Source organism: Oceanobacillus picturae (assembly GCF_000612865.1).
Taxonomy (GTDB): Bacteria; Bacillota; Bacilli; order Bacillales; family Amphibacillaceae; genus Oceanobacillus_B; species Oceanobacillus_B jordanicus.
In genome coordinates this window covers 2105888-2128035 of the sequence record NZ_CCAX010000001.1, presented here as the reverse complement: position 1 = coordinate 2128035, position 22148 = coordinate 2105888, and the positions used below count along the sequence as shown (strand labels likewise).

Annotated in this window: 16 protein-coding genes; 10 read left to right on the top strand and 6 right to left on the bottom strand. The window is 41.1% G+C overall.

The window, feature by feature from the left end; genetic code table 11:
• Positions 1-95: 95 nt before the first annotated feature.
• The 9 genes from BN988_RS10680 to BN988_RS10635 all read left to right on the top strand — a co-directional run bounded on the left by BN988_RS10680 (position 96) and on the right by BN988_RS10635 (position 16893).
• Positions 96-1373 (top strand): ABC transporter substrate-binding protein, encoded by a 1278-nt coding sequence (locus BN988_RS10680; RefSeq protein WP_036576052.1) that lies wholly within the window; start codon positions 96-98, stop codon positions 1371-1373.
• 226 nt (positions 1374-1599) lie between these two features.
• Complete coding sequence (locus BN988_RS10675) at positions 1600-2454, top strand: carbohydrate ABC transporter permease (protein WP_036576051.1); 855 nt, start codon at positions 1600-1602, stop codon at positions 2452-2454.
• Entirely contained in the window at positions 2451-3287 is an 837-nt protein-coding gene (locus tag BN988_RS10670) for a carbohydrate ABC transporter permease (protein WP_036576049.1), read from the top strand. Before BN988_RS10675 ends, BN988_RS10670 begins: the two co-directional genes overlap by 4 nt.
• 18 nt (positions 3288-3305) lie before the next feature.
• Positions 3306-5030, top strand: a complete 1725-nt coding sequence (locus BN988_RS10665; protein ID WP_036576047.1) for a glycoside hydrolase family 35 protein — start codon at positions 3306-3308, stop codon at positions 5028-5030.
• A gap of 11 nt (positions 5031-5041) precedes the next feature.
• Positions 5042-7297, top strand: coding sequence for an alpha-galactosidase (locus tag BN988_RS10660; protein WP_036576045.1), 2256 nt, complete (start codon positions 5042-5044; stop codon positions 7295-7297).
• A complete protein-coding gene (locus BN988_RS10655) occupies positions 7298-9283 on the top strand; it encodes a beta-galactosidase (RefSeq protein WP_051557826.1) in 1986 nt (661 codons plus the stop codon).
• 20 nt (positions 9284-9303) lie between these two features.
• Complete coding sequence (locus BN988_RS10650; protein ID WP_036576043.1) at positions 9304-10278, top strand: LacI family DNA-binding transcriptional regulator; 975 nt, start codon at positions 9304-9306, stop codon at positions 10276-10278.
• A gap of 593 nt (positions 10279-10871) precedes the next feature.
• Positions 10872-12365 (top strand): BCCT family transporter, encoded by a 1494-nt coding sequence (locus BN988_RS10640; RefSeq protein ID WP_036576039.1) that lies wholly within the window; start codon positions 10872-10874, stop codon positions 12363-12365.
• Positions 12366-12672: 307 nt separating this feature from the next.
• Positions 12673-16893 (top strand): GH92 family glycosyl hydrolase, encoded by a 4221-nt coding sequence (locus tag BN988_RS10635; RefSeq protein WP_231495217.1) that lies wholly within the window; start codon positions 12673-12675, stop codon positions 16891-16893.
• A gap of 99 nt (positions 16894-16992) precedes the next feature.
• Here BN988_RS10635 and BN988_RS10630 read toward each other — a convergent pair whose 3' ends face one another.
• Entirely contained in the window at positions 16993-17868 is an 876-nt protein-coding gene (locus tag BN988_RS10630; protein ID WP_036576036.1) for an aldose 1-epimerase family protein, read from the bottom strand.
• Positions 17869-17954: 86 nt separating this feature from the next.
• On the opposite strand from BN988_RS10630, the gene BN988_RS18890 reads away from it, so the two are divergent.
• Positions 17955-18113 carry a hypothetical protein gene (locus BN988_RS18890; protein ID WP_155988285.1) on the top strand — a complete coding sequence of 53 codons (159 nt, stop codon included), beginning with the start codon at positions 17955-17957 and terminating at the stop codon, positions 18111-18113.
• 136 nt (positions 18114-18249) lie between these two features.
• Here BN988_RS18890 and BN988_RS10625 read toward each other — a convergent pair whose 3' ends face one another.
• The 5 genes from BN988_RS10625 to BN988_RS10605 all read right to left on the bottom strand — a co-directional run bounded on the left by BN988_RS10625 (position 18250) and on the right by BN988_RS10605 (position 22060).
• Positions 18250-18519 carry a hypothetical protein gene (locus tag BN988_RS10625; protein WP_036576034.1) on the bottom strand — a complete coding sequence of 90 codons (270 nt, stop codon included), beginning with the start codon at positions 18517-18519 and terminating at the stop codon, positions 18250-18252.
• The gene (locus tag BN988_RS10620; RefSeq protein WP_036576030.1) at positions 18506-19438 is read right to left on the bottom strand and encodes an alcohol dehydrogenase catalytic domain-containing protein; all 933 of its coding nucleotides are present in this window, start codon (positions 19436-19438) and stop codon (positions 18506-18508) included. The genes BN988_RS10625 and BN988_RS10620 overlap by 14 nt, the downstream gene beginning before the upstream one ends.
• Positions 19439-19710: 272 nt before the next feature.
• Positions 19711-20367, bottom strand: coding sequence for a Type 1 glutamine amidotransferase-like domain-containing protein (locus tag BN988_RS10615; RefSeq protein ID WP_036576026.1), 657 nt, complete (start codon positions 20365-20367; stop codon positions 19711-19713).
• Between the two features lie 205 nt (positions 20368-20572).
• On the bottom strand, positions 20573-21403 hold the full coding sequence (locus BN988_RS10610) for a GNAT family N-acetyltransferase (protein WP_036576024.1): 831 nt from the start codon (positions 21401-21403) through the stop codon (positions 20573-20575).
• A 165-nt stretch (positions 21404-21568) separates the two neighbouring features.
• The gene (locus tag BN988_RS10605) at positions 21569-22060 is read right to left on the bottom strand and encodes a recombinase family protein (protein WP_036576021.1); all 492 of its coding nucleotides are present in this window, start codon (positions 22058-22060) and stop codon (positions 21569-21571) included.
• Positions 22061-22148 lie beyond the last annotated feature (88 nt).

Genomic DNA, 22148 nt, shown 5'->3' with positions numbered 1-22148 from the left:
TTACTAAAATATTTACTAAAACTATTGCTAATTATTTAAAATCAAGCTATGGTATTGGTAAGGCTTTCAAAACCAAATTTTTAGGGGGAAAGAGAATGAAAAGAGCTTCAATTATCTTTGCATTATTACTTTTTGCTTTAGCTGCATGTAGTGGAAATGATGGAAGTAGTGAACAAAATGAAAGCGGTGACAATAATACATTGTCGGTATGGGCATGGAATATTAATGTGCCTGTTATTGAAAAAGCTGCGGAAATGTTTGCAGAGGATCACCCTGGATTTGAACTTAATATAGTGGAAACTGGAACACCGGATGTATATCAAAAGATCACGACAGGATTGCAAGCAAAAGGGGAAGGATTACCAGATGTCATGCTTGTGGAAGATGATCGACTTCAAGGTTATCTTAACTCGTTCCCTGAAGCATTTGTGAACTTATCTGAAAAAGGATTTGCCGAGGACCATATGGATAAATTCCCAGAATACAAGACGGAATTATTATCTAAAGATGGCGATATGTATGGCTTCCCATTTGATTCAGGTCCTGCAGGCGTGTTTTACCGTGTTGATTTATTTGAGGAAGCAGGAATCGATGCTAACGCAATCGAAACATGGGACGACTTTATCGAGGCAGGAAAAGTACTTAGAGACGAATTGGATGTTGCCTTAACTGGAATCGACATTAATAACGATGATGGAGTATACCGTTTAATGTTAAACCAACAAGGTACGTTCTACTTTGATGAGGAAGGAAACGTTGACCTTACTTCTGAAGAATCTGTGAAAGCGATGAATGTAATCCAACAATTGAGCGAAGAAGGATTAAATGAAAATCTTGTTGGATGGGATGCTTGGATTGGTGGGCTAGCTAACGGTACAGTAGCAACTGCTCCATCTGGTGCGTGGCTTTCAGGTTCATTAACTGGGCAGGCTCCTGATATGGAAGGACAATGGGGCGTATTTCCACTTCCTGCCATGGAAGAGGGCGGCAACAGAGCAGCAAACCTTGGGGGAAGTAACTATATGATCTCTTCTAACTCTGAGAAGGTTGACCTTGCTTATGAATTTATGGAGTTTTTCTCAACATCTGATGAGGTCCAGATTTTTGCGATGGAAAATGGACTTTTCCCATCATTAAATACTATCTACACGGAAGACGTGTTTAGTGAAGAAGTAGCTTACTTCAATGATCAGCCTATCTGGACGATGTTTGCAGACCTAATTGAGGACGTTCCATATGCTAACTATACGGGAGATTATTCTCTTGCAAGAGACGAAGCGACGAAGGCACAATCACGAGCAGCTGATGGGAGCGACCCAGCAGAGGCATTAGAAGAAGCTGCAAAACAATTAGAAAACAGATTAAATAAGTAAACAATATGAACGTTGGAGAAGTGTAGATGTCAGTCTAATAGAATTATCATCATGGGAAGCGTTCTTGGTTTGATTTTGCGAAGGCGTCTCCCATGAGGAGTCCATACAGTTCGACGTACTAGTAAACAAATAGTTTAAACAAATGAAGAATAAAGGGGGGAAATATGCACCCTTTATTCTGTCATTTTAAAGAATCACTCTATTCTGGAGAGAGGATGGAAAACGCATGAAGCAGTCTAAAAAATTTCCTTATTTATTCATAGCCCCAGCCGTTATTCTATTTATTGTTTTTACGGCCTACCCCATTATTGCTTCCCTCTATTTAAGCTTCCAGACCTATGAAGGAGGAAGTTATTCTTTTGCTGGGTTAAGTAATTATACGCGTTTACTAGAGGACTCTATTTTCTGGAAAGCGTTAGGGAACACGTTTATCATTTTCATTTTGCAGGTCCCGATTATGTTATTAATGGCGATGGCACTTGCAAGCGTATTGAACAGTCAATTGCTTAAATTAAAAGGCTTCTTTAGGGTATCTTTCTTTTTACCAGCCGTAACATCCCTTGTTGCCTATTCCCTGCTTTTTTCGATTATCTTGCAGGACAATGGAATTTTAAATACGTTATTAAACGCGATTGGTATCGAGAATATTCCTTGGCTATCCGACCCATTTTGGGCAAAAATATCAATTGTGATGGCGATGATGTGGAGATGGACAGGGTACAACATGATCATTTTCCTTGCTGCATTGCAGAACATCCCGGATCACATGTATGAAGCGGCTTCGATCGATGGTGCCGGAAAGATACGACAATTCTTTTCCATTACGATTCCAAACTTGAAACCTATTATTTTATTTGCAGGAATTCTATCAACGATTGGTACCTTACAGTTGTTTGATGAGCCGTTTAACCTGACGCAGGGCGGGCCCGCAGATTCTACGATGACACTAGGATTATACATTTATGAAAATGGGTTTGAGTACTTTGACTTTAGCTACGGAAGTGCGGTTGCTTATGTAGTCGTTGTACTTGTGGCTATACTATCTTACTTTCAATTTAAGGTTACGGGGGAAAGGTCATGATGAATACAAACAAATCGAAACGGGGACTCGGCAAAGTTGGCATGTATGCGTTGTTGCTTCTGTTTTTAGTTATCTCCATTTTTCCTTTCTATTGGATGTTAGTTGGGTCAACTAACACGTCTGACAAGATGTTTACGAGCCCACCAACCTTGCTTCCAGGGTCTGAGTTTATGACGAACTTAAACAATCTTGATGCGACAGTAGGGATTTGGCGGGTGTTGTTTAACTCCTTGCTTGTTTCAGGACTATATGTCGTGATTGCTTTGGCAGTGAGTGCGACGTCCGCCTATGCCTTTGCTAAATATGACTTTAAAGGGAAAAATGTGATTTTCACGATATTTATTCTGTCGATGATGATTCCCTATCAAGCGACATTGATTCCGTTATTCCAGATGATGTCTAGTTACAATCTATTAAACACATATTTTGCGTTAATCGCACCACAGCTTTGTTATCCCTTTGCAATTTTCCTAATGCGGCAAAACTTTGCAGCATTCCCTACAGAGTTAATGGAATCTGCACGACTGGATGGTGCAAGTGAACTGAAAATTTTCCTGAAAATAGTGCTACCTTCTATGAAACCTGCACTAGCTGCAACATCTATCTTTTTGTTTATGTTCCAATGGAATAACTTTATGTGGCCACTAGTTGCCATTACATCACAGGATATGTATACCTTCCCGGTTGCATTATCTACTTTAAACGGCGTTTCCTTTACAGATTATGGCCAAGTAATGGTAGGAATTACGATCGCCACCATTCCAATTATGATCTTTTTCTTGGTCTTACAACGCCACTTCATCTCGGGAATGCTTGGCAGTGCAATAAAATAGAAAAGGTGCGTGAACGATATGCTTACAGTGAAAGACGACCAATTTATGTTAAACGGACAGCCGTTTCAAATTTTATCAGGGAGTATCCATTACTTCCGTGTCCCCCAAGAATATTGGGAGGATCGCTTAATTAAATTAAAAAATTGTGGGTTCAACACAGTAGAGACATATATCCCATGGAATTTTCATGAACCGAAAAAAGGGCAATTTCATTTTGAGGGCATGGCAGACATTGAACAGTTTATTGCAACAGCGGAAAGTCTAGGGTTGTATATCATCCTCAGGCCAGCTCCATATATTTGTGCAGAGTGGGAGTTTGGTGGCTTACCGGCATGGTTGCTTAAAGATCGTAATATGGCGCTGCGTTGTGCAGATCCGAACTTTCTGAAACATATAGAAGATTACTATGATGTGCTCCTTCCTAAGCTCGTACCGCATTTAATTACGAATGGTGGGAACGTCTTTGCCTTGCAAATTGAAAATGAGTATGGTGCATACGGGAATGACAAGCAATACTTGGAACGAACCAGAGAGATATACAAAGAAAAAGGCATTGATGTGTTGCTGTTCACCTCAGATGGGCCAGATATGATTGAAGATGGCTCCTTACCAGATGTTCTTACAACCTTAAACTTTGGTTCTCGTGTGGAAGATTCTTATGCGATGCTGGATGCATACAAGCCAAATAGTCCGAAGCTGTGTGCGGAATTTTGGATCGGTTGGTTTGATAGTTGGGGAAAGGAACACCACACAAGAGATCCTAAAGATGCAGCAGCTACATTGCGTGCCATGCTAGAAAAGGGTGGATCCGTCAATTTCTATATGTTCCATGGTGGAACGAATTTCGCGTTTTATAATGGTGCCAATCAATACGAGACATATGATCCAACCATTACCAGCTATGATTATGATTCCTTGCTAACAGAGTCTAGTGAGATAACGGAAAAATACAGGGAAGTCCAAAAGGTTCTCAAGGAATTCGTGACCATACCTGAGCCAGTGGAGCCTCCGACTATTCCAATTTTGCCAGAGCAAAAGGTGCAGCTTGATCGTTCTGTTAGTTTATTTGATACGTTAACGACGATAGCCAATCATCATAAGCATGTGGTTCCGATGTCCATGGAAGAAATGGATCAAGCATACGGCTATGTATTGTATCGCACGACGATTGACCGAAAAGCCGATATGGTAATGGATACGTCGATGATCCGTGACAGAGCATTCCTCTATATTAACGGAGAATATGTCCAAACCGTTTACCGAAATGATGAGAAAAAAGAAATTACCCTCTCCTTCCCTGAGGAGATAAACATGCTTGAAATTTTCGTGGAAAATATGGGCCGGGTTAATTATGGAAAGCATTTGAGAGATCGCAAAGGAATAATCGAAAATCTATGGATTGATAATCAATATATGTTCCATTGGGAGATGTTCAGTATTGAGCTTGACGAAGTCGTCCTAGACTTTTCAAGGGCAACTACAGAGCGTTTTCCGCAGTTTTATGAAGGGACATTTGAATTGACCGAAACAGGTGACACTTTTATTAACATGGAAGGCTGGAAAAAAGGCAATGTGTTTATCAATGGATTTAACCTGGGACGATATTGGGAGATTGGACCACAGAAAACGCTATACCTGCCTGCACCCTTTTTAAATGTAGGAGAAAATACGATCCAAATTCTAGAACTTGAAGGAACGAAACAGCAGGAAGTTCATTTTGCCAATAAGCCTGACTTGGGATAGGAAGGATTATGATGATGATTACAATTGACGACAACAGAAAACAATTTCATTTAACAAACGGAAAAATAAGCTACCTATTCCATGTGATGAAAAATGGACAGCTTGGCCATCTGTATTATGGAAAAGCTATCAAGACAGCAGGGCATATAGCAGACTTCCAACGCTATAACATTCCGACACCAAATACAACCCATCTTGAGGCAAACGATCCGGCATTTACAATGGAAACAACGAGGCAGGAATTCCCTGTATTTGGCGCAACGGACTTTCGCGAACCAGCCCTCAGTATTCTACAGGATAATGGGAGTCATATAAGCAATTTCGTGTTTGACTCTTATCGTGTAGTGAAAGGGAAACCCATGCTGGAAGGCTTGCCAGCTACCTATGTTACGAGCGAGGAAGAAGCCGAAACAATAGAAATTACATTGTATGATGCGGTAACCGATATGGAACTTTTACTAAGCTACACGATTTTCAAAAATGTAGCTGTAATTACCCGTCATGCGCGGGTTACGAACAGGGGAGAGGCAACCTTGACATTGGATCGATTGCTGAGTGGCAGCATTGATTTCCCCCACGCTGATTTTGCCATGCTCCAGCTATCAGGGGCATGGTCACGGGAAAGGCACCTGCAAGAACGTAAGCTTGAGAGTGGAATCCAGTCTATCTCTAGCTTACGAGGTTCCAGTTCTCATAGTCAGAATCCATTTCTAGCATTAAAAGAAACAGATGCGACAGAATTCACAGGGGATGTGTACGGTTTTAATCTTGTATATAGCAGCAACTTTCTAGCGCAGGTGGAAGTAGACCATTATGAGCAAACAAGAGTGTCCATGGGGATTCACCCATTTGGCTTTCAATGGAAGCTGGAACCAGGAGAGTCGTTCCAAGCGCCTGAGGTTGTCATGGCGTTTTCATCGAACGGTCTAAATGGATTGAGTAAGCAATTCCATAATGTTTACCGCAACCATTTAATTAATCAGAAATGGCTTGATGCACCACGCCCTGTCATGCTCAATAACTGGGAAGCGACCTATCATGATTTTAATGAAGAAATAATACTAGCAATTGCGAAAGAAGCAGTAGACTTGGATCTAGATCTGTTTGTGCTTGATGATGGCTGGTTTGGTAAACGGAACAGTGACACGACATCACTGGGAGACTGGTTCGTCAACAAGGAAAAACTGCCGAATGGACTTGGGAAACTCGCCCAAGACATTCGGGATCTTGGTCTTGATTTCGGCCTTTGGTTTGAACCAGAAATGGTCAGTCCAGACAGTGACCTTTATCGTGAGCACCCAGATTGGGTGGTGAAGACACCTGGGAGGTCAGCTTCGTATGGGCGTAACCAATGGGTATTAGATTTCAGCAATAAAGAGGTCGTGGCTTATTTATATGAGCGGATGCGCGCATTGATCGAAGAGACACAGCTTTCCTATATAAAGTGGGATATGAACCGAAACATAACAGAAGCCTATTCATCCACATTGCCTGCAGCGCAGCAAGGGGAATTTTATCATCGCTATATTCTCGGGGTATACCAGCTCTATGAAAATTTAACGAGTAAATTCCCGGATGTACTGTTTGAATCCTGTGCAGGTGGGGGCGGACGCTTTGACCCTGGAATGCTGTACTATGCACCACAAGGATGGATTAGTGATAATACCGATCCAGTCGAACGCCTACATATTCAATATGGGACCTCGATTGCCTACCCGATAAGCAGTTTTGGTACTCATGTATCGGCAACACCGAATCATCAGACAGGAAGAACAACCTCGTTAAGTTTCCGTGCGCATGTCGCTTTGTTCGGGACGTTTGGGTATGAACTAAATCCACTGGGCTTTTCGGCCGAAGAGAAAGTGGAAATACGCAAGCAGGTTGCGCTTTACAAACAACATCAGCATCTCATGCTGACAGGGGACTTCATTCGATTGAAAAACCCTGCTGATGGGAATGAGGCTGCCTGGATGATGGTGAATGAGACAGGAGAGGAAGCGCTTGTCAGTCATTACCGAATTTTAGCTGAATCGAATCCCGGTAAGATGAAGTTTCTTCGCCTTAAGGGACTGGAATCTGATGCGTATTATCGTTGTCAGGACACGGAAGGTGTTGTGCGTCATTACTATGGGAGTGAATTGATGTATAGAGGGATCCCACTTAAAGGCGAATTTAATGGAGCAAATGGCGAACTCTCGATCCCAATGCAAATAGGCGACTTTCAATCCGAGATTTTTTATATTTCCAAGGAAGAGGGAGAGGTTTAAATGCATCTTGGTGTAGATTATTACCCGGAACATTGGAACATTAGCTTAATTGACGAAGATCTAACGAGAATGAAAGAAATGGGCGTAAACACTGTAAGAATTGGCGAGTTCGCATGGAACATGATGGAGAAGGAAGAAGGAGAATTCGATTTTTCCTTTTTTGATAGGGTGATTGAGAAGTGTAAGGAATATGGGTTATCGGTCATGTTTGGCACACCAACAGCCACATTTCCTGCTTGGCTTGCAACGAAACAGCCAGACATTTTTAATGTAGCGGAAGATGGGCAACGGATTTCCTTCGGTGGCAGAAGACAATATTGTTATAACTCTGCTACATATTTGAATTATTCGTTAAGGATTGTAAAAGAGTTGGTGCAACACTATAGGGAGGAAACCCAAGTGTTCGCTTGGCAAGTGGATAACGAGCTAGGTCATGAGGGGAGCGATGATTGCTATTGTTCTAATTGCCAGGAGGCTTTTTCGGCATATTTAAAGCAGCGCTACGATTCAATTGATGAACTAAATGAGGTGTGGGGCACCATTTTTTGGGGGCAAACCTATCAATCCTTTGATCAGATCCCGATGCCAACCCGCACGATCACGGTTCACAATCCGAGCATGCGACTGGAATGGCTCCGGTTTCGCTCTTACTCTCTTAGTCAGTTTGCAAAACAACATATGGAACAGATAAGAAGATTTAAAGGGGAACACCAAACGGTTACAACAAATATTCCTGGTGGATTCTTCGAGAAGAAATTTGACCATAATGAATTTTCAAGAGACCTTGATTTTGTTTCCTATGATAATTATCCGGTATGGGGTGGTTTAGCTGAACCGGTGTCGCCAGCAATGCTTTCCATGACTCTTGATTTCGTTCGGGGGCTGAAGCAGGAAAACTTCTGGATTGTGGAACAACTGATGGGTGCACAGGGGCATGATGTCATTGGTTATTTGCCAAGGCCTAACCAGGCAAAACTCTGGGCATATCACGCCTTTGCTCATGGAACAACGGATATGCTGTTCTTCCGCTGGCGTGGGATGACACATGGAGCCGAGCAGAACTGTCTGGGCATTCTGGATACAGACAACCGTTTAACCCGTAAATACAAGGAAGTACAGTCCTTTTTTAAGGATATTTCCAACTATAAAAAGGTAGTTGATTCTCCGATTCAATCGGATATTGCACTGGTCTATGATTTTGATACGATCTGGTCTTGGCAAATACAACAAGAGAGTGCAGCCTTTGACTTTACAGAGGAAGTAATGCGCTTGTATGAACCGTTTTACACTCAGAATCAATCGATCGATGTTATACGAGCGGATGTGGATTTCGAGAACTATCGGGTGCTGCTACTTCCTGTAATGAAAATAATGGATGAGCAACTGGTCGGGCGCTTAGAAGCATTCACGGCTAACGGTGGGACTGTTATTTTCTCTTATCGGGCTGGTGTAAGAGATCGTAACAATAACCTAGTGTTAGGAGAACAGCAACCAGGTAAGTTAAGTCCATTACTTGGTGTCCAGGTGGAAGAGGTGGAATCTCTGCCTGATGGCAAAGAAATAGAAATTCAAACCGATAAAGGGAAAAAGGGATCGAGCAAGGTTTGGCGGGACCTGATCAAGCCTCTTGATGCTACAGGACTTTACCATTATACAGACGCATATCGCGACTATGCTGCAGTGACAGTCAATACGTTTGGGAAAGGCAATGCCTACTATATCGGTACAGGTGCAGATAAAGAGGTCATGCAGGAAATCGCAAATCGTGTGGCAGATGAAAGGGGACTAAATACTACAAAAACAAGTGCTGGGATTGAAGTAATGGAACGAACAACAGAGGATGGAAGCAGTTATTTATTCATCATGAACCATAACGGTCAGGAAGGCTATTATAATGATGTACAGCTTGCGCCATATGCTTGTAAAATTGTACGTAAGAGTAATGAAAATGCCAAAGAAAATGGTATAGTTAAAAGAGATGATTGAAAAAAGTAGAGGTGGCCATGTTGGCAACAATAAAGGACATTGCTGATAAAGCAGGCGTTTCGGCCGCAACCGTTTCAAGGGTATTAAATTATGATCAAAGCCTTTCCGTTGCAGCTGATACAAAAAAGAAAATATTTGAAGTCGCAGAAGAACTATCCTATAAGCGACGTCACCGAAAACCAATTAGTAGAAAGATTGCCTTTCTGCATTGGGTCACAGAAGCAGAAGAATTAGATGATATTTATTATATGGGCATACGTTATGGGATTGAGCGGCGTGCTGAGGCGTTAGACGTTGAGCTTGTAAAATACGTCGAAGGGGAAACCATTGATACAAATATCGATGGAATTATAGCTGTTGGCCGCTTTAGTGAAGAACAAGTACGTCAGTTAAAAGCTATTTCTCCGCAGATTGTATTCGTCGATTCCAATCCAAACGAAGCAGAGTTTGATGCCGTTCTAGTCGATTTCGAACGGGTCACCCAACTCGTGATGGACCATTTTATTGCAAAAGGACATACATCCATTGGATTTATCGGTGGATATGAAACATTTAAAGAAAAGATTGCTCCTATTCAGGACATGCGTGAAAAGCATTACCGTAACTACTTACAAGAGAGAAATATGCTTGATGAGCGGTTTATTTTTCTCGATAGCTTTGCAGTTAACGATGGTTATGAACTCATGAAGCAAGCGATTCACGACTTGGGCGAGGAATTGCCGACAGCCTTTTATATGGCAAATGATCCCCTTGCAATCGGCGGATTGCGAGCACTACATGAGGAAGGAATCCCTGTACCTGGCAGGGTGAGCGTTATCGGTGTCAATGACATCAGTGTGTCCAAGTATGTTTATCCCTCTCTAAGCACGGTTAAAATTTATACCGAATTAATGGGAGAAACAGCAGTAGACCTGATTTTAGAGCGAATTGACGACAAACGAGAAGTGCCAAAGAAAGTATACTTATCAAATAAATTAATTATACGACAAACGTAAGACCTGGAAGGCAGCTATTCATTGTGAATAGCTGCTTTTCTGTTTCTGATAAGTAGCGGGCGTTTACGTTGAGAATGTGAGCTGCGGGCAGTCGCGTGGGTTCTCTGCAAAGGCGCGTGTCAGCTGCGGAAGTCGCGTGTCACCCCCGATAAATCGCGTGCCAGCTTCGTGAAGTCGCGTGGGATCCAACCGAGGTCGCGTGCGAGCCACGTAAAGTTGCATGCCAGCTTCACAAGGTCGCGTGCAAACCACGTAAAGTTGCATGCGAGCCACAAAAAGAGACGCGCCAACCTTACGAAGTGACGCTGCGATCTGTAGGAGAGACGCGAGCATTCTAATAAGAGACGCACCAACTACCCGAAGTGGCGCGCCAGTCCCAATAAGAGACGCACCAACCACCCGAAGAGACGCCAGCACCCCCAGAAAAGACGCACCAACCAACCAAAGCGAAGCAAGCCCAAAAAGCCAAGCGAACTCCCCCCTTACTACTAAAATATAAAACGGTACCCTGTATATTTTAAGCCGCAGTTTAAATACTAAAAGGACAACTAGAGTATTGTATTGAACTAGCGGAAGTGGAAAGGAAGAGAAAAATGAAGAAAGTTACAGCTGAGGTAACATCCGTATTCTGGATTACACTAGCAATAACAATAGCTATGTCTATTTGGGGATCGGTGGCTCCTGGTTTATTTGAAAAATATTCTGGGGTATTAATGAATTTTATATCCGTGCATTTTGGCTGGTATTATTTACTTGCGGTTACGTTTTTTGTGCTCTTTTGCATTTATTTAATTTTTAGCCGCTTTGGCAAAATAAGGCTTGGGAAGCCAAATGATCGTCCCGAATTTAGTTATGCTTCATGGTTCGCTATGTTGTTTAGTGCAGGTATGGGAATCGGCCTCGTGTTTTATGGGGTGGCTTCGCCAGTATCACATTATATTAAAACACCACCAACCGCTGAAGCGGGCTCAGTTGAGGCATTAGAGGATGCGCTACGTATTACATTTTTCCATTATGGTGTTCATGCATGGGCAATTTACGCTACAATCGCCCTAATACTGGCATATTTTACTTTCCGCCATGGAAAACCGGCTTTAGTCAGTGCCACCTTAGAGCCGCTATTTGGTCACCATATGAAAAAAGGGTGGGGCAAGGCGGTTGATGTAATCGCCGTGTTCGCAACGCTTATTGGGGTCGCTACAACATTAGGGTTTGGTGCGACGCAAATCAATGGTGGTCTTACGTACCTGTTTGGAGTAGCCAGTGGTTTTTGGGTCCAACTCTTAATCATTGTTATTGTAACTATTTTATTTATGCTTTCCACATACTCTGGTCTAGGAAAAGGAATTAAATATTTAAGTAATACAAACATGGGTGTGGCAGGGATCTTATTTTTAGGAACCTTGATACTTGGGCCAACCCTGTATATTCTCAACTCCTTCACAAATACGGTCGGAACTTATGTGATGAGTCTGCCTATTGAAGCTTTACGAATTGCGCCTAATAGTGAGTCCGAGAGACAATGGGTTATGGATTGGACCGTGTTCTTCTGGGCCTGGTGGATTGCGTGGTCACCATTTGTGGGGATATTTATCGCCCGTATCTCTCGTGGAAGAACGATAAGAGAATTTCTCTCAGGTGTGCTATTTGTTCCAACTATTGTGTGCTTCCTGTGGTTTGCAACATTTGGTATGTCAGGCATTGACATTCAAAATAGTGGTGCAGATTTAGCTGGATTGCCGGACGAGCAGGTATTATTCGGTATGTTCGATCAACTTCCTATGGGAATTATTCTTTCCATATTAGGAATTTTGCTTATCTCGACTTTCTTTATTACATCTGCAGATTCTGCAACCTTTGTGCTAGGAATGCAAACAACAAATGGCTCCTTATCACCGTCAACTATGGTAAAATTCACTTGGGGAATTGCTCAATCCGCGATCGCGGCCGTCCTATTATACACCGGCGGGTTACAGGCTTTACAGAACGTGCTCATTTCAGCGGCATTTCCGTTTTCCATTATCATGCTCTTAATGTGTATATCATTTTACAAAGCACTTTCAAAGGATAAAGTGGGAGGGAAGTAGAATTGCCTTCCTAGGAGAAAAGATACCCCAAGTAAATCTGGTAAGATAAACTGTAGGAAAAGAGTATTAGTGCTTTTTCTACAGTTTTTTTGTTATGAAAAAAACATCTGTAAATAATGCAGAAAATCGTAAACAAATGCTGTATTTGCTGTTATTATTATCAGAATATATTTTATATACTGCATGTAAGCGTTTCCTTGGTCGGAAAGTTGCTGTATTGTATTTTCACATGCAGAAGAGAAGGGGGATAGGATGAACGCCAGCAGCTTTCCTTACCAAAAAACAGTAAACAAGGAGGGTTTAATTGGTGAATAGAAAACGATTGAAAAAAGTTTTTCCTATTCTATGCTGTGTTGCGCTAATCGGGACATTTGTAAAAATCCCATCGCAACAAACAGCATCAGCCGCTGCAAAGGATTTTTCTACATCTTTTGAAGAGAATGATCCGGATCTTGATTGGGAAAACACAGTGGAAACAGATGCTGATGGAAATAAGATGGCCTCCGGTATTGATGGGAATATCCCATTTGACGGAATTCAAGGTGATATCACAGAAAGAATAGTAAATATCGAGGTCTCTGGTGAAAATCCGCCAAGTGAGACAAAAAACAAGCTCATTGACCGCGATTCGACTTCAAAATGGCTAACCTTTGAGGATACTGCTTTTATTGAATTCGAGCTTGAAGAGGCAGATACAGTTGTAAAATATGCCCTAACCTCAGCAAATGATTATGCTGGCAGGGACCCGCAGGATTGGGAGTTACTTGGCTCCAATGATGGGGAGAACTGGACAGCCTTGGACAATAGGAGTGAGCAATCATTTGAGGACCGTTATGAAAGAAAGCTGTACGAGTTTGATAACGGCACAGCTTATCAGTATTATCGCCTCAATATAACGAAGAACCATGGGGAATCCATTATCCAACTTGCAGAGCTTGCTATTTCCAATGGAATTGACAAGCCAGCCCCGCCCGCATCCGATATGAAAACAACCGTAACGAACGGTCCGACAAGCGCGTACACGTCAAAAACAAATGTCGGCTGGTCTGGACTGAATACGGTAACCTATTTAGGCTCTCATCTTGAAGAGGGAAGGGCATATTCCTATAATAAAATTCTTGATGTGGACATTGACGTAACAGAGCATACGGAACTATCCTATTATATTTTTCCAGCATTTACAGACAAAGACCATACGAACTATGCAAGCACGTATGCTTCAGTTGATTTAGCATTTTCAGATGGTACCTATCTACATGACCTTGAAGCATATGACCAGCATGGCATCAAACTGGATCCACAAGCGCAAGGTGATTCAAAGACACTCTATGCTAATCAATGGAATCTTAAAAAAGCAGCGATTGGCGATGTGGCAGAAGGAAAGACGATTGAACGAATTTTGATTGCCTATGACAATCCAAAAGGCCCAGCAACCTTTACGGGGCATATCGATGATATTCAAATTAAAGAACAGACAGAGGAGAACAGCTTTACAAATCCATCTGATTACGTGAACATACTGCGCGGTACGCAATCAAATGGTAGCTTTTCCAGAGGAAATAATTTTCCGGCCGTTGCTGTCCCGCATGGGTTTAACTTTTGGGCGCCTGTAACTAATGCCGGTTCAAACTGGCTATATTCTTATAATGAAAGCAATAACGAGGAGAACCTCCCTGAGCTGCAAGCTTTCTCTTTAAGCCATGAACCGAGCCCATGGATGGGAGATAGGCAGACATTCCAAGTCATGCCATCCAATGCAGAAGCGGAACCGAGTGCAGATCGTAACGATCGTGCATTAGCCTTCAACCATGATAATGAAGTGGCAAAAGCACATTATTATGGCGTGGAATTTGAAAATGGCATCAAAACAGAAATGACACCAACAGATCATGCTTCGATGATGCGCTTCACATTTGATGACGAGCATGCGAATATTATTTTTGACAATGTCAGTAACAATGGCGGCATTACCCTTGATGCGGAAAATGGGATCATTTCAGGCTATACCGATCAAAAAAGCGGCCTATCAACAGGTGCTACCCGCATGTTTGTGTACGCCACGTTTGATAAGCCTGTTATAGATAGTGGCATGTTAACAGGAGAAGGCAGAGATAACGTTTCTGCTTATTACAAGTTTGATACAGAAGACAATCAAGAAGTTACGATGAAAATGGCCACGTCCCTCATCAGTGTAGACCAAGCCAAGAAAAACTTGGAGCAAGAAATCAATGCTGATGATACATTTGAATCGGTAAAAAATCGAGCAGAAAATGCATGGAATGAGAAGCTAGGAATTATTGAAGTGGAGGGCGCTTCAGATGATCAGCTGACAACCCTTTATTCCAATATGTATCGCTTATTCTTATATCCAAATTCCGCTTATGAAAATGTCGGGACAGTGGAAGAACCGGAATATAAATATGCAAGCCAACTGGAATTATCGCCATGTACAAATAGTACCGCGACCGAAACATGTGCCCCAATAGAAGACGGCGAAATTTATGTAAATAATGGGTTCTGGGATACTTACAGAACAACCTGGCCGGCATACGCTTTGTTAACACCTTCTAAAGCTGGTGACATGATTGATGGCTTTGTCCAGCATTATAAGGATGGAGGCTGGATTGCCAGATGGTCATCCCCAGGCTATGCGAATTTAATGGCAGGGACAAGTGCCAATGTTGCATTTTCTGACGCCTATTTAAAAGGAGTTACCAATTTTGATGTCGAAAGCTTTTACCAATCTGCCGTGAAGGATGCATCTGTCGTACCACCAAATGCGAATGTGGGCAGAAAGGGAACGGAAACGTCAATCTTTGATGGCTACACAAACACATCGACTCATGAAGGAATGTCATGGGCACTTGATGGGTATATCAATGATTTTGGGATTGCGAATTTGGCGAAAGCACTCGCTGAAAAAGAAAACGAAGATGACCCATATCAATCTGAGTACAGTGCGGACTATAACTATTATTTAAGTCGCGCACAGCATTATGACAACATGTTTAATTCGGAGTTTGGGTTCTTTAATGGTAAAAACCCAGACGGAGAATGGCGTTCGACGTTAAAGAATTTCAACCCAGCTGAATGGGGGCATGACTATACGGAAACGAATGCATGGAACATGGCCTTCCACGCACCACAGGATGGGCAAGGACTTGCAAACCTATATGGTGGAAAAGAAGGGCTTTCTGAAAAGCTTGATACCTTCTTTACCACACCAGAAAAGGCAGCTTATCCAGGTAGTTATGGCGGACTGATTCATGAGATGCGGGAAGCCAGGGATGTCCGAATGGGAATGTACGGACATAGTAATCAACCGGCCCATCACATTGCGTATATGTATAATTATGCGGGCGAGCCGTGGAAGACACAGGAAAAAGTACGTGAGATTTTAGACAGACTGTATATTGGCAGTGAGATTGGCCAGGGCTATGCAGGAGATGAGGATAATGGGGAGATGTCTGCCTGGTACATTTTCAGTGCACTAGGGTTTTATCCACTTAAAATGGGAAGCCCAGAGTATGCAATTGGCGCACCATTATTTGAAAAAGCAACGATTCATTTAGAAAATGGAAAAGATCTTGTCATAAACGCACCAAATAATAGTAAAGAGAATAAATATGTCCAAGGTCTTCAAGTGAATGGAGAAGCTTATACGAAAAATTACATCACACATGAAGACATAGCAGAAGGAGGCACATTGGAATTTGATATGGGGCCAGAGCCTTCAGATTGGGGCAGTAAGCTAACCGATTTACCTGAATCGATTACCCCCGCGGCAACCGATGGACTCTTTGCACCAGAATCATTAGGCGATGTGACCGATCAGGCAATAGAAGAGGATGCAGGCATCGCGACGGATAGTGATGGAAGCGATACAAGCAAACTGTTTGATAACACGTCGCGAACACAACTGGAGTTAGAAGGGAAAACACCTTGGGTTCAGTACCAGTTCACAGAAGAAAAGAAGAAAGCAAACATGTACACCCTAACCTCAGCAAATGCAGCGGATGGCTCAGATCCGCAAGCGGCCGACCCGAAAAGCTGGGTGCTGAAAGGATCTGATGACGGAGAAAATTGGACAGTATTAGATGAACGGGAAAATGAATCCTTCAAATGGAGAAAATACACCCGGGCATTTGAAATTGCGGAGCCTGAAGCCTACTCCTACTATCAGTTAGAAATAACGGATAATGGAGGTCACCAAACAACAACCCTGGCCGAAGTAGAATTACTAGGATATGGGGAACAGCTTATTGGCCTGGCTGCTGGCATGCAAGATGTTGTGGACCAACTAGCTGAAGAAGGAGAGTTTAAAAATAATGGGGCAAGTCGTTCCCTATTGATGCACCTAACAGCAGTCGAACGATTTGAAGAAAAGGGAGATGAAGACAAGGTTGTAAAACATATGGAAGGCTTCCAAAAGTTGCTTGACCAGCAACATAAAACGGCATTGATCTCAGAGGATGCTTACAAGCTATTAAAAGACAATGCAGCTTATATGTTACAACGCTGGGAATAAAGTGGAAAAACCTAAATTGGTGCGCGTGCACCAATTTAGGTTTTTTGTTGTTTGTTGGCTAGTGAAAAAGACGTTGCGAGTCAGTATGTCTAACTGGCTTTATTTAAACGTAATCTCGTACGTACTTTCAAATGCCTCACCAGCAGGCAGCTGGTTTATCCCGGATTTTTCTTTTAGGTCTCCCGTTGTGTCATGCATATCCGCAATACCATGCCATGGTTCAATGCAGAGGAACGGAGCGATCTTGCCAGTTTCCCCGTTGTATTTGCTCCAGATACCGAGATACGGGAACCCTGCACAATCAACTTGGATGCCTTTATCGGACTTTGTTGATTGGAGCTTCACTTGCTTGATATTACTATAGATGAGCGCATCATTTTTGAATAGATTATCCGAAAGAACAGGGGTGATTGGAGTTTCCAGATTGCTTTCTTTCACATGTATCAGCGCATTTTCTAACTCGAATTGCGTCACATTGCCATCACCTATGAGTTCCAACCGATAATCAGCAAGTGTCTCCCCTTCAAGTAAAGGAACCTGGAAAGCGGGATGCCCTCCAATGGAAAAGTACATGCTCTCCTCATTTTCATTGATGATTTTCCAGCTGACGGAGAGACTGTCCTCCTTTAGCGTATAGGATATGGTAGCCTGAAATTCATAAGGATATTGCGCCGTAAACTTCCCATTTGATGAAAAGGAAAAGCTTACGTGGTCTGCGCGATGTTCATAAAGCTCAAATGTCACGTCACGCAGAAAGCCGTGCTGATTCATGGCATATTCCTTGCCGTCAACAAAATAGCGATCATCTTTCAACCGTCCCACAATAGGAAAAAGCACAGGCGAAACGCGCCCCCAATAGGCAGGATCGCCCTCCCACATATATTGCAATTCCTCTTGTTTGCTCCATACTTCCCGAAGCTCCGCCCCCTCAGGACTGATGCTCACTTTTAAATGTTCATTTTCAATTACTTGCATGGCTATACCTCATTTCCGTTGTTGTCATGGCTTACATTATAGCAAAGTTTCGCCCAGCAAGCTGTTGGGGGAGATTGAATGGGGAAGTGACAAGAGAGCGGGTAGGAGTGACAAGAGAGCGGGGCAGAGTGACAAGAGAGCGGGGCAGAGTGACAAGAGAGCGAGGCAGAGTGACAAGAGAGCGGGCAGAAGTGACAAGAGAGCACGTAAAGAGACAGGAAGGCTCAGCAAAGCAGCACAGTTAATGTCCCGGTTACGTCCATAAAAATATTTTAATTGATACCAGAAGTAGTAAAATGAAAGTAAAAATACCCCGCTTTTAATGAAAATAGCTTAATAAAAAGTTCAAATTTTTGGGTTCACCACATTATGGGGCTTTTTTTATTCCTCTATTATTTCGTCTATATCTTCCACCTCTGTCACATCGATATTATCTTCTTCAATAATAGAATCTAGTTTTTTATGAATCTCATCTTCAGTCCAACCTGGGGTACCGTCAGGAAAATGCGGATTAACAACGATAAGGAAATCCAGATATAAAATAAGCCTAATTTCTCGGTAGTATAAGTTAGAAATTAGGCTTTGGTTACTTCCATTAACGCCCCGTTTGTTGAAAAGGTTTTGAAGAAGAAATTTTCTATAAGTATTCAACTAAGACTTTTAATGGATTAACTTTTCCTTTACTCAAATCTTCAAAGCATTGGATTAGCTTTTGCTTTCCAATTTTAAGTTCAAAAATTTTATTTAAGTGAGAACCATTCTGTTTTATATTCTCAAAATACCATTCGGAGTGCTTTTTATAATCCCAACCATCACTTGAACCAACAATCTTTAATTCCTTTTCATAGAATTCTGGTTGTAGTTCAAACTTGTCTTTATTTCCATCTGAAAGTATACAAATCTCTGCATCCTTACGTAATGATATTTGAAGCGAATTAAAGGCTTCGTTATCTGCTGAACACTCAAATCCATAGTCATAAAAGTCAATTGGGCATTCAGAGATATTGCTAAAGACATTATTTACTCCTAACAGTCTAGCAAAGGACTCTCTCGATGGATTTGGTTCTAACATATCAACTTGATGAACATTCATATATTCTTTTAGAAAATAAACCGTTAAAAGACCCATTGTTCCTGCACCTGTAACCAATACCTTATCTGTTTCTTTGGGTTTAAGTTTCAGAACACCTTTTGCAGAGTCACACGACAAGATGGTAAGTAAGGCATTTGAATAATGAATATCCTTGGGAACTGGTATCGCCTTTTTCTCTTTAATTATTTCGTAGTCTTTATGTCCATAAAATGCTACTACCCTGTCACCTATTTTGAGTGTTTTGACATCACTTCCTACTTCTACAATTTCACCATAACTTTCATACCCAGTTTCTTTAGGATAATGCGGTGACAATTCAGTTTTGTCACTTTCCATATACTGTGGAAGTTCGGCTCCAATACTAATTGCTCCTGCAATCGTTTTTACTAAAATTTCATCTTTTTCAAGAGGTGATAATTCTTTTTGATTCCATTTCAACTCTTTTTTTTCATACAATACGAGTGATTTTTGTTCCATATATAACTTCCTTTATAAAATTACTTTTTGATTTTTATTCAACAATCCTGCCTCTTTACTTGAACAAAGGGCGGCTGCTTGTTCAGCAAGTGCCCCCGTTTAGTTGAAGCAGTAAAAAGAGATGCACATTCAACACTCGCGTCCGATTGCAATAGACCGTTCTGCACATCTATGCTTTCCGGACGATCCTATTTTACATAGTTCTCCTTCACTAAATTTAATATATAGGCCTTGCATAAAGAAATTAATTCAATTAAGCCATAGTCATACAATTAGAGCGTCTCATCCAATTTGTGAATCTTTGAGTGGGAAATTAAAAAAACATTGCCAAAGTTGTCGATTTTGTCTCCCTTTACTCGTACAGCGCAATCTTTGTTCGACGCATAAATATTTATTTCTTCCGATAGGACAGATAGTTCACTTTGAACTAGTGAAATATTATTTTCAAGATCAAAATGAGACAGGACGGAAAAATTGTCAAGGCCGATTCCGTCGTAAACAGAGCTCATTTCAACTTTATATCCAAAGTTTTTCGAGCATAACCATTTAGCGGACATGTTGATTGCACCAGCGCTTGCTCCAATCACAACGGCGTTGCTTTTTTTAATCGGATCCGATAATTCATATTCCATCAAAAAACCATTTTGTTTAAGAGTATTTCCACCCAACAAGAAAATGACTGAAGCATTTTGAATTTTCGTTTGGGCATCTTCCTTCTGTAGGCGATAATTAATTAAATGATATTCATCAAACATAATGCCAGCCTGGTCAAGCCACGAGCGTTCAGTAGCACCATCATCTTCATAAATAGATGGATTCGAGCTAATCATAGCAAGCGATTTTCTATCAGTTATATCCTCCTGTAACATCCTGCACATATTCTCTGGAAAGAAATTGTTAAACCAACCTAAATAATAGTGAGTTTTCATAAGTACCCCCGTAGCAAAGTGTAAAAAACATTTATTCCTTGCGTTCACGCATTCTGTATTCTTGTCACTAACAAAATACTCTCAATATGGCCTGGTTGTTGAACACAAGTTAAACAACGGTCTTCATTCTTCATTTAACCTGCTCATATATTGAAGAAAGCAATAGCTTGAGTTCATTTATTGCCCTCTTAGATAAAGACTAAATTTATTCAAAAGATATGCTATACCAAAAATAATTAAATTTATTCACGAATCCTACATTTTCTGCAACAGAAACAGAAGGTTTATTTATCTCCATACAATCCCAATATGGAGTAATATTATTCTCTATACATTCATTAACAAAAAAATGAGTAACTTTTTGTCCAAGTTTCTTTCCTTGATGATGTTTTAAAGTCTCAATGTCAATACCATGTACATTTCCAACTACTACGCCAGAAAAACAAACGCTTACAATTTCATTTTCATAAACGGCAATATACCCAATACCATAATCTAAAAACCTTTCAAATGAAGTCCAAAACTCCAAGATTTTCGAACGTAAAAAATCAATGTTTTCAAAGGTTACATAACCTTTGTTTTCCAAGATGTCTTTTGTGATTTTTATTACTTCATATCCTTGCTCTATAACAGGTTCATTTTGCTTTCTATAATCAGTTTTTTTTAATTCATAAACTCTTTGATTGTAACCCATCACATTTTCGCCAAATACTTTTTTGAAAGTCTTATTCCATTTCGAATGATTTCCTATCGCTTCAAATGCTGTTAAACCCAATTTATTGGCATCAGGTTTGATTACTGTATTAAAAAATTTGTATAATTCGACATTAAATTCCTCATTTTCTTCGTTCCCAATAAAGATAAAACCATTATTACTCCCCAACCAAATGAATCCTGACGTAGGAGCAATAATGTCATCAACAAATATGCGACCAGTATTCTCTCCTTCGATTACGGCTTCTGCTTCTAAGAGCCCTTCTTCATATATTAATTCTTTACACTTATAATATTCAGACTTTTCAAGTTCTGAAATCATCTGTCTCATCCTCTCTAATACCAATTATTTCAAAAATTATGAGCTTCGGCAATGCTCTTGTTCCATTAACAGGACAAAAAATTAAGACGCAATCTCCTTTGAGATTACGCCAGCTTTTAAGCACTGCTTATTCTGTTAACCTCCCTTTAACGGAATAAAGCATGACTATTTTTTCCTTTCTGACAGCTTTCTATATAATGAAGCCCTAGACACATTTGTAATTTCACAAATTTGATTTACTGTCATACCACCTTCTTTATATAGCTTTACTGCATAATTCATTCCTGCGTGATTATTATGATATTTCTTTAAGCGACCTTTAAACTTCCCTTCTTTCTTAGCCAGCTCAATCCCTTCACGTTGACGCATACGGATAAGGTCTCGCTCTAATTGATTAACACCAGCCATTACCGTAATTAAGAATTGGCTATATGGATTATCCTCTGATATATCTAGCCATGAATCCTTGAGTGATTTTAAGCTTGCCTTTTTACTTCGTATTAAATCAATCAATTCAAATAAATCCTGTGTACTTCGAGTGATACGAGTTAAGTCTGTAACATAAATAATATCCATACCGATTTCGTTCAATTGCTGAAATTGCCTTGAAGGATTTTGGCTGGTCGAACTGACACGTATATATCCGATTTTCCGCAAAACATCACCTCGTTTTCGAGACAAGTCTTATGAGACAGTCGAAACAATTATTTTATCTGTCTCTTACAATTATATCAATAGAGTACAC